General features: G+C 37.6%; 13 protein-coding genes. 9 read left to right on the top strand and 4 right to left on the bottom strand.

Annotation, left to right across the window (positions count from 1 at the left end; translation table 11 throughout):
- Nucleotides 1-16: 16 nt before the first annotated feature.
- The 4 genes from tsaD to tsaE are packed head-to-tail and all read right to left on the bottom strand — an operon-like array spanning nucleotide 17 to nucleotide 2,574.
- Complete coding sequence (tsaD, locus tag SHYC_RS03950) at nucleotides 17-1,036, bottom strand: tRNA (adenosine(37)-N6)-threonylcarbamoyltransferase complex transferase subunit TsaD (RefSeq protein ID WP_039647544.1); 1,020 nt, start codon at nucleotides 1,034-1,036, stop codon at nucleotides 17-19.
- Nucleotides 1,033-1,455: a ribosomal protein S18-alanine N-acetyltransferase gene (gene rimI, locus SHYC_RS03945; protein WP_052257870.1), complete on the bottom strand. Its 423-nt coding sequence runs from the start codon at nucleotides 1,453-1,455 to the stop codon at nucleotides 1,033-1,035. Before rimI ends, tsaD begins: the two co-directional genes overlap by 4 nt.
- An 11-nt stretch (nucleotides 1,456-1,466) precedes the next feature.
- Entirely contained in the window at nucleotides 1,467-2,132 is a 666-nt protein-coding gene (gene tsaB, locus SHYC_RS03940; RefSeq protein ID WP_039644696.1) for a tRNA (adenosine(37)-N6)-threonylcarbamoyltransferase complex dimerization subunit type 1 TsaB, read from the bottom strand.
- A complete protein-coding gene (gene tsaE / locus SHYC_RS03935) occupies nucleotides 2,125-2,574 on the bottom strand; it encodes a tRNA (adenosine(37)-N6)-threonylcarbamoyltransferase complex ATPase subunit type 1 TsaE (protein ID WP_039644695.1) in 450 nt (149 codons plus the stop codon). Before tsaE ends, tsaB begins: the two co-directional genes overlap by 8 nt.
- Before the next feature lie 433 nt (nucleotides 2,575-3,007).
- Between tsaE and ilvD the strand changes: the two genes are divergently transcribed.
- The 9 genes from ilvD to ilvA all read left to right on the top strand — a co-directional run bounded on the left by ilvD (nucleotide 3,008) and on the right by ilvA (nucleotide 13,817).
- Nucleotides 3,008-4,696, top strand: coding sequence for a dihydroxy-acid dehydratase (gene ilvD / locus SHYC_RS03930; RefSeq protein ID WP_039644694.1), 1,689 nt, complete (start codon nucleotides 3,008-3,010; stop codon nucleotides 4,694-4,696).
- Nucleotides 4,697-4,788: 92 nt separating this feature from the next.
- Nucleotides 4,789-6,468: a biosynthetic-type acetolactate synthase large subunit gene (gene ilvB, locus SHYC_RS03925; RefSeq protein WP_371664997.1), complete on the top strand. Its 1,680-nt coding sequence runs from the start codon at nucleotides 4,789-4,791 to the stop codon at nucleotides 6,466-6,468.
- Nucleotides 6,465-6,938, top strand: coding sequence for an acetolactate synthase small subunit (gene ilvN, locus SHYC_RS03920; protein WP_039644691.1), 474 nt, complete (start codon nucleotides 6,465-6,467; stop codon nucleotides 6,936-6,938). The genes ilvB and ilvN overlap by 4 nt, the downstream gene beginning before the upstream one ends.
- 35 nt (nucleotides 6,939-6,973) lie before the next feature.
- Nucleotides 6,974-7,978 (top strand): ketol-acid reductoisomerase, encoded by a 1,005-nt coding sequence (ilvC, locus tag SHYC_RS03915; RefSeq protein ID WP_039644690.1) that lies wholly within the window; start codon nucleotides 6,974-6,976, stop codon nucleotides 7,976-7,978.
- A 27-nt stretch (nucleotides 7,979-8,005) separates the two neighbouring features.
- On the top strand, nucleotides 8,006-9,535 hold the full coding sequence (locus tag SHYC_RS03910) for a 2-isopropylmalate synthase (RefSeq protein WP_039644688.1): 1,530 nt from the start codon (nucleotides 8,006-8,008) through the stop codon (nucleotides 9,533-9,535).
- A 1-nt stretch (nucleotide 9,536) separates the two neighbouring features.
- Nucleotides 9,537-10,586 carry a 3-isopropylmalate dehydrogenase gene (gene leuB, locus SHYC_RS03905; protein WP_039644687.1) on the top strand — a complete coding sequence of 350 codons (1,050 nt, stop codon included), beginning with the start codon at nucleotides 9,537-9,539 and terminating at the stop codon, nucleotides 10,584-10,586.
- Between the two features lie 2 nt (nucleotides 10,587-10,588).
- Nucleotides 10,589-11,965, top strand: coding sequence for a 3-isopropylmalate dehydratase large subunit (gene leuC / locus SHYC_RS03900; RefSeq protein WP_039644686.1), 1,377 nt, complete (start codon nucleotides 10,589-10,591; stop codon nucleotides 11,963-11,965).
- Nucleotides 11,965-12,543 (top strand): 3-isopropylmalate dehydratase small subunit, encoded by a 579-nt coding sequence (leuD, locus tag SHYC_RS03895; protein WP_039647542.1) that lies wholly within the window; start codon nucleotides 11,965-11,967, stop codon nucleotides 12,541-12,543. The genes leuC and leuD overlap by 1 nt, the downstream gene beginning before the upstream one ends.
- A 5-nt stretch (nucleotides 12,544-12,548) precedes the next feature.
- On the top strand, nucleotides 12,549-13,817 hold the full coding sequence (ilvA, locus tag SHYC_RS03890; protein ID WP_039644685.1) for a threonine ammonia-lyase IlvA: 1,269 nt from the start codon (nucleotides 12,549-12,551) through the stop codon (nucleotides 13,815-13,817).
- The last annotated feature ends 31 nt before the right edge of the window (nucleotides 13,818-13,848 follow it).

The following is a 13,848-nucleotide window of genomic DNA, read 5'->3' as shown; positions in this document are numbered from 1 at the left end:
GTAGGACGGTTTTCATTTATCGATACATTTCGATATCCATTTGACTTTTTCCATTTAAATCTAAATCAGCTAAAATCCCTTTTTGATAGATATAATAAGCTGCTGCACCTATCATAGCTGCATTATCCGTACATAACGACGCCTTAGGAATAGTTAAAGTAATCCCTTTTTCGGAAGTTGCTTTCTGTAAGGAAGCCCTTAAACCACGATTGCTTGCTACACCACCTGCGACAATAAGCTGTTTCACTTTGTACGCATCGCATGCTTTTATAGCTTTACCTACAAGCACTTCAACTACACTATTTTGGAAACTTGTTGCGACATTTTCAGGTATTGGCGTTTCCCCTTTTTGCTTCAAATTGTGTAACTTATTAATAACTGCACTTTTTAATCCACTAAAACTAAAATCAAAACTTTCAGCTTCTAGCCACACACGCGGAAGCGCATACGTATCTTCACCTTCTTGTGCAAGACGATCAATATGAGGTCCTCCTGGATAAGGTAGTCCAATAGTTCGTGCGACTTTATCATATGCTTCACCTACTGCATCATCACGTGTCTCACCTATAATTTCAAAATCCAGATGATCCTTCATATAGACTAGTTCTGTGTGCCCACCCGATACGATTAAAGCGATTAAAGGAAATGTTAATTCATTTTCTAACTGATTCGCATACACATGTCCTGCGATATGATGTACAGGAATAAGTGGTTTTTGATGTGCAAATGCCAATGCTTTGGCAGCATTCACTCCTACAAGTAGTGCACCGATTAGACCTGGGCCTTGTGTGACAGCGATTGCATCAATATCATCCATAGAACATGCAGCATGTTGTAATGCATCTTCAATCATAATGGTCATATTTTCAACATGATGACGACTGGCTACTTCAGGTACAACGCCACCAAATCGTTTATGACTATCGATTTGGCTCAATACACGATTACTTATTAATTGTGTGCCATTATCAATGACACCTACACTGGTTTCATCACAACTGGTCTCAATCGCTAAAATTCTAACGTTTTGTGTCATTTTAATTTCACCCACATCACTAAAGCATCTTCTCCTTCTCCATAATAATTTACGCGACGACCTCCAAATTCAAAGCCCAATTTTTGATAAATATGTTGGGCTACGATATTTTCGACACGAACTTCGAGACTCATCATATTCGCAATTTGTGAACTATAAGTCATTACATACTCTAATAATAATTGTCCTAATCCTAAACCACGATAGTTGGGTTTTACAGCAATGGTTGTAATTTGTGCTTGATCCACGACAATCCATACGCCTAGATATGCTATGATTTTTTGCTTGTATTCCATTACAAAATAATGCGCAAAGTTATTTTCACTTAATTCATGATAAAATGCATCTCGGGTCCAAGAACTGTCATTAAAACTCACACGTTCAATATCAAAAACAGCTGTAACATCTTCCACGGTCATCCGACGAATACTTAGCTCTTGTTTGATTGTTGATTCATCCAATTTTGTTCTGCCTCCGATAATTTTAAATAAGATGGGACAAATGCATGAACGTCGACTGGCTGACCTTTTAACTGAAACATTTCATGTGCCTGTGGCAGATTCGGTACTGTTTGATATGATTTAAGCTCCGTTTCAAATACTTGTGTATCCACTCCAACAAATACAACGTTTTGCAAGTTGTCTAGTTTTGAAATTAATGTGTTTACTGAAATATATTGATCTTCAATCACGCAGGTTAATACATCATTTACCCACTGATAAACACCTGCAAAAACAAATCCTCGACGTGCATTAAAAATAGGTACAATCGTTTTTGATTTATCCTTAACTGTAGCAGCCAACGCAGCTAAAGAAGATACGGCAAATAGTGGTATGTTAAGCGTATATGCTAATGTTTTAGCAGTAGTTACACCAATTCTTAATCCTGTATATGATCCAGGTCCTTGAGCCACGATAATTGCATCTATATCCTTAGGTGTTAAATTGATACCATCAAGCAAACTTTTAATAGTTGGTAGCAATTGTATAGAATGATTTTTTTTCTCTGAAACGGTTTTAGATGCTAACACTTCATTATCTTGCATAACTGCAACAGATAGTGGCTGATTGGAACTATCCAATAATAAACTAATCATGTTCAAGCGCCTCCTTAATCTGTTCAAAATGAACCCCAGAAGCATCAAGGTCAATCGTTCTTGTATTTTCATCCATAACATTTATAGTAATACGTAAAAAATGAGATGGTAAATAATCTTGAATAAATTGACTCCACTCAATGAACGTAATGGCGTCATCTTCAAAATATTCTTCAAAACCTAGGTCTTCATCAGAATTTTCTAATCGGTAACAATCCATATGATGAAATGCTAAATTACTACCTTGATATGATTTAATAATATTAAATGTTGGTGAATTAATCGTGCGCCTTACACCTAACAAACGACCAACCATTTGACTTAGCGTCGTTTTACCTGCACCAAGATCGCCCTCTAATAAAACCACATCTCCGGATTTTAAACGTGCGGTCAAATTCACTGCAAACTGTTGTAAGTCATCTAAATTTTTTATTTTAATCATTAGTTCTCTCCTGATTTGATTTACTTGTCTATTGTAACAAATTTTTCTACTACTGACTCTACCGAGTTATTTAAGCATGAGATAAATAAATTTTCAGAAATTTCAAATTTGTTATTGACATCGTTAATCGGATACGGTAAATTAAGTACATGAATTTTTAGATAATTCTATCAATTTAAAACATTGAATATACAAACACTCATTCAAGAAAGGAGCGCAATATCATGTTTTTTACACAATGCACTGTTCAACAACAACAAAATATTATTATTTTATTATTGCGCTCAGGACTGGAGTATTAGTAAGCTGACTTACTAATCACTTAAGTCCTATTTCTACTTGAATGGGACTTAAAAGATGCGTCCCAATTTAAAATTGGGGCGCATTTTTTATTTTTAAAATACGTTTTCACTAATAATTAGGAGGTCTTTTCATGAGAAGCGACATGATAAAAAAAGGTGATCATCAAGCACCCGCTCGGAGTTTACTACATGCTACTGGACAAATTAAATCCCCTACTGATATGAATAAACCCTTTATTGCTATTTGTAATTCTTATATTGATATCGTCCCTGGACATGTTCATTTAAGAGAACTTGGCGATATAGCGAAAGAAGCAATTCGTGAAGCCGGAGGTATTCCATTTGAATTCAATACGATAGGCGTAGATGACGGTATTGCAATGGGACATATCGGCATGCGTTATTCCTTACCTAGTAGAGAAATCATTGCAGATGCTGCTGAAACAGTAGTCAATGCACATTGGTTTGATGGGGTCTTTTATATACCTAATTGTGACAAAATCACACCCGGTATGTTGCTTGCTGCTGTCCGCACAAATGTCCCAGCAATATTTTGTTCCGGCGGCCCGATGAAAGCTGGTCTGTCCTCTCAAGGAAAAGCGTTGACATTATCATCTATGTTTGAGGCCGTGGGCGCATTTAAAGAAGGAAAAATGTCTAAAGAAACTTTTCTAGAAATGGAACAAAATGCGTGTCCGACTTGTGGGTCGTGCTCAGGTATGTTCACCGCTAATTCCATGAACTGCCTTATGGAAGTCCTCGGTCTGGCCTTACCATATAATGGCACTGTGTTAGCTGTCGGTGATGAGCGTCGCACATTAATTCGTAAAGCAGCTAAACAACTTGTAGAAAATGTCAAAAACGACCTTAAACCTAGAGATATCGTAACTAAAGAGGCAATTGATGATGCATTTGCATTAGATATGGCCATGGGTGGATCAACAAATACAGTATTACATACATTAGCAATTGCCAACGAAGCTGGTATCGATTATGACCTTCAACGTATTAATGATATTGCTAAAAAAACACCTTATCTTTCTAAAATTGCACCGAGTTCTTCATATTCAATGGAAGATGTACACAACGCGGGTGGCGTACCTGCAATTATTAATGAATTATTAAAAAAGCCAGGTGTTTTACATCCTGATCGTATCACTATTACAGGACGTACCTTACGTGAAAACTATGAAGGACACGAAATCACTAATACTGAAGTTATTAGACCTCTTCACCATCCTTACGATAGCGAAGGTGGATTATCTATATTATATGGCAACATTGCGCCAGATGGTGCTGTCATTAAAGTTGGCGGTGTTGACCCTTCGATTAAAACTTTTAAAGGTAAGGCTATCTGTTTTGATAGCCATGACGATGCCGTTCAAGCCATTGACAATCATACCGTTCGCACGGGACATGTCGTTGTCATTCGTTATGAAGGTCCAAAAGGTGGTCCAGGTATGCCAGAAATGCTCGCACCTACCTCGTCAATTGTTGGACGCGGTTTAGGTAAAGATGTTGCGTTGATTACTGACGGACGCTTTTCCGGTGCAACGCGTGGTATCGCAGTGGGGCACATTTCTCCAGAAGCAGCGTCAGGAGGCCCAATCGCCTTAATTGAAGATGGTGATGAAATAACGATTGATTTATTAAAACGACATATTGCGTTACATGTTGACGCTAAAACTTTAGAACAACGACAAAACCAATTAAAACCTTTTAAAGCAAAAGTAAAAACTGGTTATCTTGCCCGTTATACCGCTCTTGTTACAAGTGCGAATACAGGTGGCGTGATGCAAGTACCTGAACACTTACTTTAAACATGGAGGGATGATGTATGACGAATGATGAAAAAGTATTAGTATCTGCTCATCGTACATTTCAATCATCAGATTCGAACTTAAAACCTAATATGCCTAGATCAGGATCCGATATATTGATTGATGCGCTATTAGAAGAAAATGTTGAGTATATATTTGGTTACCCTGGCGGTGCCGTACTTCCACTCTATGATTCAATTTATGATGACCGAATTCCACACATTCTTTATAGACACGAGCAAGGCGCTGTACATGCAGCTGAGGGATATGCACGCGTAAGTGGTAAACCAGGCGTTGTGATAGTGACTAGTGGTCCAGGTGCAACGAACACACTTACAGGTATTGCTGATGCGTACAGTGATTCTCTGCCTTTAGTGGTGTTCACTGGCCAAGTAGCAAAGGCAGGCATTGGCAAAGATGCATTCCAAGAAGCAGATTTACTATCGATGACCACACCTATTACGAAACATAATTATCAAGTCAATGACGTAAAAGACATTCCAAAAATTGTGAAAGAAGCGTTTTATATTGCAAATTCAGGTCGTAAAGGGCCTGTAGTAATTGATTTTCCTAAAGATATGGGGATTCTAACAACAGATAAAACACATGATACTACGATCCATACACCAGGGTATGATGTCAATCTTACACCAACAACTGAAGAAATACAGAAAGTTATTGATTTTTTAAATACAGCTGAGAAACCACTTGTTTTAGCAGGGGCAGGCGTCAATTTTTCAAAAGCAAATAGTTTACTACAAACATTTGTAGAACGAAATCATATTCCGGTTGTGACAACGCTACATGGATTGGGTGCAATGCCTTATGAACATCCCCTATTCCTAGGAATGGGTGGCATGCACGGTTCTTATGCAAGTAACATGGCCATTACAGAATGTGATTTACTCATCAATTTTGGTTCAAGATTTGATGATCGCCTTGCGAGTCAACCGAAGACATTTGCTGAAAATGCCACAATTATTCATGTCGATATTGATGCTTCTGAAATTAATAAAGTTATTAACACTCATTTAGGCATCGTAGCTGACGTCAGAAACGTTCTAGAAGCCTTATTAAATCAAACACCGTGTCCGTCTAAACATCGGTCATGGTTAAGGCAAGTTGAACACTACAAAGCAAAGCATCCGTTTAAATATCTCCAAGATGACCATGCATTATTTTGCAGACCACAACGTGCGATTGAATATATCGGAGAAATTACTAATGGCCGCGCTTATGTAGCCACAGATGTTGGGCAACATCAAATGTGGGTCGCCCAATTTTACCCTTTTCGGACACATGGTCAATTCATTACTAGTGGTGGATTAGGAACAATGGGATTTGGTATCCCAGCAGCAATCGGTGCACAATTTGCTAAACCAAAAGAGACGGTCGTGGCTTTCGTTGGTGATGGCGGTTTTCAAATGACAAATCAAGAACTCGCCTTACTAAAGGCATATCAACTTAATATTAAAGTCGTACTCATTAACAACGGGACACTTGGCATGGTGAAACAATGGCAAGATAAATTTTTTAAACAACGTTTTTCACATTCTGTATTTAATGACCAACCCAATTTCGTCAAATTAGTTGAAGCCTATGGTGTGAAAACCTTTTTAATAGATGATCCTAGCCATTTAGAGCGAACGCTTGAAGACGCTTTTAACTACGAAGGTCCTGCTTTTATTGAAATTCGTATCTCACCTGAAGAACCAGTACTTCCAATGGTTCCTAGTGGTAAAGCAAATCACGAAATGGAGGGATTACTATGAAACGTACCTTCAAATTAAAAGTATTTGATAAAGCAGGTACTTTAAACCGTCTTACTAGCATTTTTGTCCGGCGTCAATTCAATATCGTTACCATTGCTGCAAGCCCCACCCGCGATGAAGGATTAACAGAAATCACATTTGTTGCAGAAGTTCCGAACGAAAATGTCACACGCACCATTATTCAGCAATTAAAAAAGCAAATCAATATTTTAACTGTAGAGGATATCACTGATACAAATACATTTAATCGAGAATTGTTACTTATAAAGCTAAAAGCGCCATCAGACATTTCAGTTTTAAACTCTTTACTTGAACCTTATGATACATTAGTTACTATTTTAAAAAATGATAACAATTTTATTTATTTACAAGTCACTGGTCCACAATACACATTAGACCGTCTTTTAGAACACCTCTCATCGTTAGACATCTCTCAAGTTTCACGGTCTGGACCTGCAGGCATTGTTTAATCATTCAACACATATTGTACGAGGAGGAATTTATAATGACAAAAGTTTATTATGATCAAGATATCGAAAATGATGTATTAAAAGGAAAGAAAATTGCAGTTATTGGATATGGCTCTCAAGGACATGCCCATGCACAAAATTTGAAAGATAACGGTTATGACGTCGTGATAGGTATTCGACCAGGACGTTCTTTTGAACAAGCTAAAGAGGATGGCTTTCATGTCTTTTCCGTTAGTGATGCGACAGCGCAAGCAGATGTCGTGATGGTTTTATTGCCAGATGAAATTCAAGGAGCCGTATACCATCAGGAGATTCAACCTAACTTACAACCGCACAATGCACTTGCATTCGCGCATGGCTTTAACATTCATTTTAATGTAATTCAACCACCTACAGACGTTGATGTCTTTTTAGTAGCACCAAAAGGGCCTGGTCACCTTGTTCGACGTACTTTTACAGAAGGTTCTGCGGTCCCTGCATTGTTTGCTGTACATCAAAACGCATCCGGCAAAGCACGTGATATTGCACTCAGTTATGCTAAGGGCATTGGCGCAACGCGTGCAGGTGTACTTGAAACATCTTATAAAGAAGAAACTGAAACAGATTTATTCGGAGAGCAAGCAGTATTATGCGGAGGTGTCACACGCCTTATTCAAAGTGGTTTTGAAGTATTAACTGAAGCTGGGTACCAACCAGAAATTGCCTACTTTGAAGTGTTACATGAGATGAAACTCATTGTCGACTTACTTTATGAAGGTGGATTAGAAAATATGCGTTATTCCATTTCAAATACAGCTGAATTTGGAGACTATGTTTCAGGTCCACGTGTTATTACAGATGAGACTAAAAACAATATGAAAGCTGTTTTAAAGGATATTCAAACAGGTGTATTTAGTGATCAATTTATTCAAGACAACGAAAATGGATTTAAACGATTTAAACAAATGAGACAACAACAAAAAGACCATCCTATTACTCAAGTTGGCCAAGATTTACGGAAAATGATGCCTTTTATTAAAACAAAACAAATTCAAAAGTAAACGAATTATTTAAAGGAGCTGTTCATGATGACAAGTCATATTCAACTATTTGATACCACACTTAGAGACGGAGAACAAACACCTGGCGTAAGCTTTTCATTTGATGAACGTTTGGCAATTGCGAAACAACTTGAACATTGGGGTGTTGATGTGATTGAAGCGGGTTTCCCCGCTTCAACTCAAGGGAGCTTTGACTCTGTAAAAGCCATCGCACAAACGTTAACAAAAACGACTGTGACAGGTTTAGCAAGGTGCAAGAAATCAGATATCGATGCGGTATATGAAGCAACAAAAGATGCTGTGAAACCTTCCATACACGTTTTTATCGCTACAAGTCCAATCCATTTGGAATCAAAACTGAATATGACTGAAAAAGATGTACTGGCTTCCATTACGGAACATGTATCCTACGCAAAAACATTATTTGATGTTGTACAATTTTCACCTGAAGATGCGACGCGTACACCCCTTCCATTTTTAATTCAAAGTGTACAAACTGCTGTAGATGCAGGTGCCACAATAATCAATATCCCTGATACTGTAGGTTATAGTTATCCAACCGAATATGGGCAGATTTTTAAAACATTGAAACAAGAAATCAAATCTAAATCAGAAATCATATATAGTGCACATTGTCATGACGATCTCGGATTAGCTGTCGCAAATAGTATGGCAGCAATAGAAAATGGCGCCACACGTATTGAAGGAACATTAAATGGTATTGGCGAACGTGCAGGTAATACGGCACTAGAAGAAGTTGCGCTTGGGCTTTATGTACGTAAAGATCACTACGGCATCGAAACACACATTCAACTGAATCAAACAAAAGCAACTTCCGATTTAATTGCACGATACACTGGCATTGCCGTACCTCGCAATAAAGCGATAATCGGCAAAAATGCATTTAGTCATGAATCGGGAATACATCAAGATGGATTTCTCAAAAATCCTGAAACTTATGAAATCATGACACCGCAACTGGTCGGTATTAAACAAACTGAATTACCCCTGGGTAAATTGTCTGGTAAACACGCTTTTCAAGAAAAATTGAAACAACTCGGATACGATATCACATCGAATGAACAGAAAGTTCTGTTTAAAGCATTTAAAAATATTGCAGATAAGAAAAAGCAAGTCACTGATCGAGATATTCATGCGTTAATTCAAGGTACAGCTCATGAATTACATTCAAACTATCAATTAACTACATTACAACTTCAATTTGTCTCACACGGTTTACAAAGCGCTGTCGTCGTCATAAAGGATAAAGATGGGCAAACATATCAAGATTCATGCATAGGTACAGGGTCAATCGTCGCTATTTACAATGCAGTTGATCGTATTTTTAATATGAAACCTGAACTTTTAGATTATCGTATTGAAGCCATCACTGAAGGGGCAGATGCGCAAGCTGAAGTGCGCGTTTCTATACGATTAAATAATGTGCAATATGATGGCGTAGGTTTTGACCATGATATTATATATGCATCTTGTAAAGCCTATGTTGAAGCATCATCTAAAGCAATGTCTCATATCAACACAAGTGAGGTGGTTTAACATGACTAAGCGAGTTGTTGCGATAGCTGGTGATGGTATAGGTCCTGAAATCATGTCAGGCACATTAGACGTATTAAAATTGTTAGCTCATAAATTTCATTTTAATTATGAACTTGAAGAACATCTCATGGGTGGATGTGCCATCGATCAATACAATACGCCTTTACCCGAACATACCCTGGCTGCGTGTAAACGTGCGGATGCCATTTTGTTAGGCGCTATAGGCGGTCCTAAATGGCAAAACCATCAAGAAAGACCCGAACAAGGATTATTGAAATTGCGACAATCATTAAGATTATTTGGTAATATACGCCCCACAAAAGTGACGCCATCAATGGTTAAATTATCCCCATTAAAGGCAGTAATCGTGACAAATACTGATTTTATTATCGTACGTGAACTCACAGGCGGCATATACTTTGGTGAACCAAGAGTACTACGAGCGGACTCAGCTATGGATACACTAGTTTATACAAAATCTGAAATCGAACATATCGCACATGTTGCTTTTAAACTCGCACAAAAACGAAAACAACGCGTCACTTCTGTTGATAAAGAAAATGTACTTGCAAGTAGTAAATTATGGCGTCAAACGATGAATGAAGTTGCACAATTCTATCCTGAGGTTCAATTAGAACATCTTCTTGTAGATGCTTGTAGCATGAAACTGCTTCAAAATCCACAACATTTCGATATTATTGTCACGGAAAATTTATTTGGAGATGTATTGAGTGATGAAGCATCCATGTTGCCTGGTTCACTAGGTCTCTCCCCTTCTTTGAGCAGAGGACATGATGGAGTAAGTTTATATGAACCTATTCATGGATCTGCGCCCGATATTGCTGGTCAAAATAAAGCCAATCCATTTGGTATGTTATTATCACTTGCGATGTGTTTAAGAGTAACATTTAACTTACCCGAAGCCGCTAAAATCATTGAATCATGTATCGAACATCTTATAGTTAATGAGTTAACTACTCCAGATATAGGCGGTCGTTATAAAACGAGTGATATTTTTAAATATGTTCAAACGTATATTAAGGAGGCGTAATTATGGGACAAACACTGTTTGATAAAATTTGGCATCATCATGTCATTACAGGTGATGCCGGTGAGCCACAACTACTATATATTGATTTACACCTTATTCACGAAGTCACTTCACCGCAAGCTTTTGAAGGATTACGTATTCAAAATAGGTCCTTACGCCGTCCTGATTTGACATATGCTACTTTAGACCACAACGTACCAACAATAGATATTTATAATATTCAAGACGATGTCGCACTAAACCAAATACAAGCACTTCAACAAAATTGTAAAGATTTCGATGTGACTTTATTTGATATGGGTTCACAAGAACAAGGTATCGTTCATATGGTTGGGCCTGAGCTAGGTTTGACACAACCAGGAAAAACAATTGTATGTGGAGATTCACATACGGCCACACACGGCGCATTTGGTGCAATTGCCTTTGGCATAGGCACAAGTGAAGTAGAACATGTATTTGCGACACAAACGTTATGGCAAATTAAACCCAAAAATTTAAAAATTGAAATCACTGGTTCGTTACCTAAAGGCGTCTATGCGAAGGACATTATCCTTTATTTAATTAATCAGTACGGTGTTGATTTTGGTACAGGGTATGCTATAGAGTTTACTGGCAACACCGTAAAGTCCTTATCTATGGAAGGCAGAATGACGTTATGTAATATGGCAATCGAAGCAGGTGCTAAATATGGTGTGATTCAACCCGATTCGACCACATTTGACTATTTAAAAGGACGTCGCTTTGTTGAAAATTTTGATAAAAAATTAAGTCACTGGCAAACATTATATAGTGACGAAAATGCCTCTTTTGATAAAGTCATTAAAATGGATGTATCACATTTAGAACCTCAAGTGACTTGGGGAACGAGTCCTGAAATGGGTGTCAGTGTCGGAGCGGCGTTTCCAGATATAAAAAACATCAATGATGAGCGCGCTTATCGCTACATGGGATTAAAGCCTGGTCAACGTGCCTCAGATATTCCGCTAGGTTATGTCTTTTTAGGTTCATGTACAAATGCCCGCTTATCTGATCTCATAGAAGCGAGTCGATACATTAAAAATCAAAAGGTTCACCCTAATATCACAGCCATCGTCGTTCCAGGATCAAGACAAGTAAAAAAAGAAGCTGAAACAATGGGATTAGATCGTATTTTTATTGAAGCAGGTTTTGAATGGCGTGAACCAGGATGTAGTATGTGCCTAGGTATGAATCCAGACCAAGTTCCTGATGGCGTTCATTGTGCCTCAACGAGTAATCGTAATTTTGAAGGTCGACAAGGTAAAGGGGCTCGAACACACCTCGTATCCCCTGCAATGGCAGCTGTCGCAGCGATTCATGGTCATTTTATTGACGTAAGAAAGGTGGCGAAAACATTATGATGAAGATTAAACCCTTTACCACTTATACAGGCACTGTCGTTCCTTTATTTCACGATAATATTGATACGGATCAAATCATACCAAAAGTACATCTGAAACGAATCTCAAAAAGTGGATTTGGCCCCTTTCTCTTTGATGAATGGCGTTATTTAAAGAATGGCCAAGATAATCCGGAATTCATCTTAAATCAAGCTCCATACAATAAGGCAACGATTCTCGTTACAGGAGATAATTTTGGGTGTGGCTCAAGTCGTGAACACGCTGCTTGGGCGCTAAAAGATTATGGTTTTCAAGTCATCATTGCTAAAAGCTTCAGTGACATATTTTATATGAATTGCACTAAAAATGCCTTGTTACCTATACGCCTTGACGATGATACAAGGCAAAAAATAGTTGCTGCAAAAAAAATCACAATTGATCTTCCAAGGCAACGAATTATTGTCAAAGATGATATCGTCACTTTTGACATTGAAGAAAGATGGAAACACAAATTTATCAATGGTTTAGACGATATAGGGATGACACTCGCTTTTGAAAAAGAAATAGAAGCTTATGAACGCGGTAAATTAAAGGAGTGAACAGAATGACTGTCACAACACCAACATTAAATATTAATGAAATTGATGATGCATATTTACGGTTAAAAGAGACCGTTAAAACGACCCCTCTTGAATATGATCATTATTTATCTTTAAAATATCAATGCCATGTCTATTTAAAACGAGAAGACCTACAGTGGGTGCGTTCATTTAAATTGCGTGGTGCCTATAATGCGATATCCGTATTATCATCCGAACAAAAATCACAAGGTATTACATGTGCAAGCGCAGGTAATCATGCGCAAGGTGTTGCGTATACTGCACGCCAACTTAATTTAAATGCAGTAATATTTATGCCTGTGACGACACCAAATCAAAAAATCAATCAAGTCAAATTTTTTGGGGATGCCAATGTTGAAATTAAATTGATTGGAGATACATTTGATGATTGCTTAAAAGAAGCATTAATATACACTAAAAATCATCAAATGACCTTTATCGACCCTTTTGATAACATGTATACGATTGCTGGTCAAGGAACAGTGGCAAAAGAAATTTTGACACAAGCCAATGATGCTCAAATACAATTTGATTATGTATTTGGTGCCATTGGCGGTGGTGGATTAATGTCAGGTGTTTCAACATATTTCAAATCACATTCACCTTTTACACAATGCATTGGTGTAGAACCACTTGGCGCAAGCAGTATGTTTCAGTCCGTATCACAAAATCGCATCATTAGTCTTGAAAATATCGACAAATTTGTAGATGGCGCATCCGTTGCTACTGTAGGCAATTTAACGTTCAATATTTGCAAAACTATGATTGATGACTACATACAGGTTGATGAAGGGGCAGTTTGTTCAACAATTTTAGATATGTATTCTAAACAAGCAATCGTAGCTGAACCTGCAGGCGCGCTTAGCGTTAGTGCATTAGAGCACTATCAATCACAAATCAAAGATAAAACTGTCGTATGTATTATTAGTGGTGGTAATAATGATATCAATCGTATGAAAGAAATCGAAGAACGTTCATTACTTTACGAAGAAATGAAACACTATTTTATTTTAAATTTTCCTCAACGACCAGGTGCATTAAAACAATTTGTCAATCACGTCTTAGGACCAAATGATGACATTACTAAGTTTGAATATCTTAAAAAAGCATCACAAAATACAGGAACAGTAATTATTGGCATACAATTAAAAAATCATGAAGATTTAGAAACATTGAAACACCGCATACATCGCTTTGATCCGAAGAATATGTATATCAACGAAAACAAAATGCTCTATTCATTGCTTATTTAATAGGAATACAAAAAACCCCAAGCACATATTG

This window comes from Staphylococcus hyicus, from assembly GCF_000816085.1.
GTDB classification, from domain to species: domain Bacteria; phylum Bacillota; class Bacilli; order Staphylococcales; family Staphylococcaceae; genus Staphylococcus; species Staphylococcus hyicus.
This window is presented reverse-complemented; position numbering and strand designations above follow the sequence as displayed.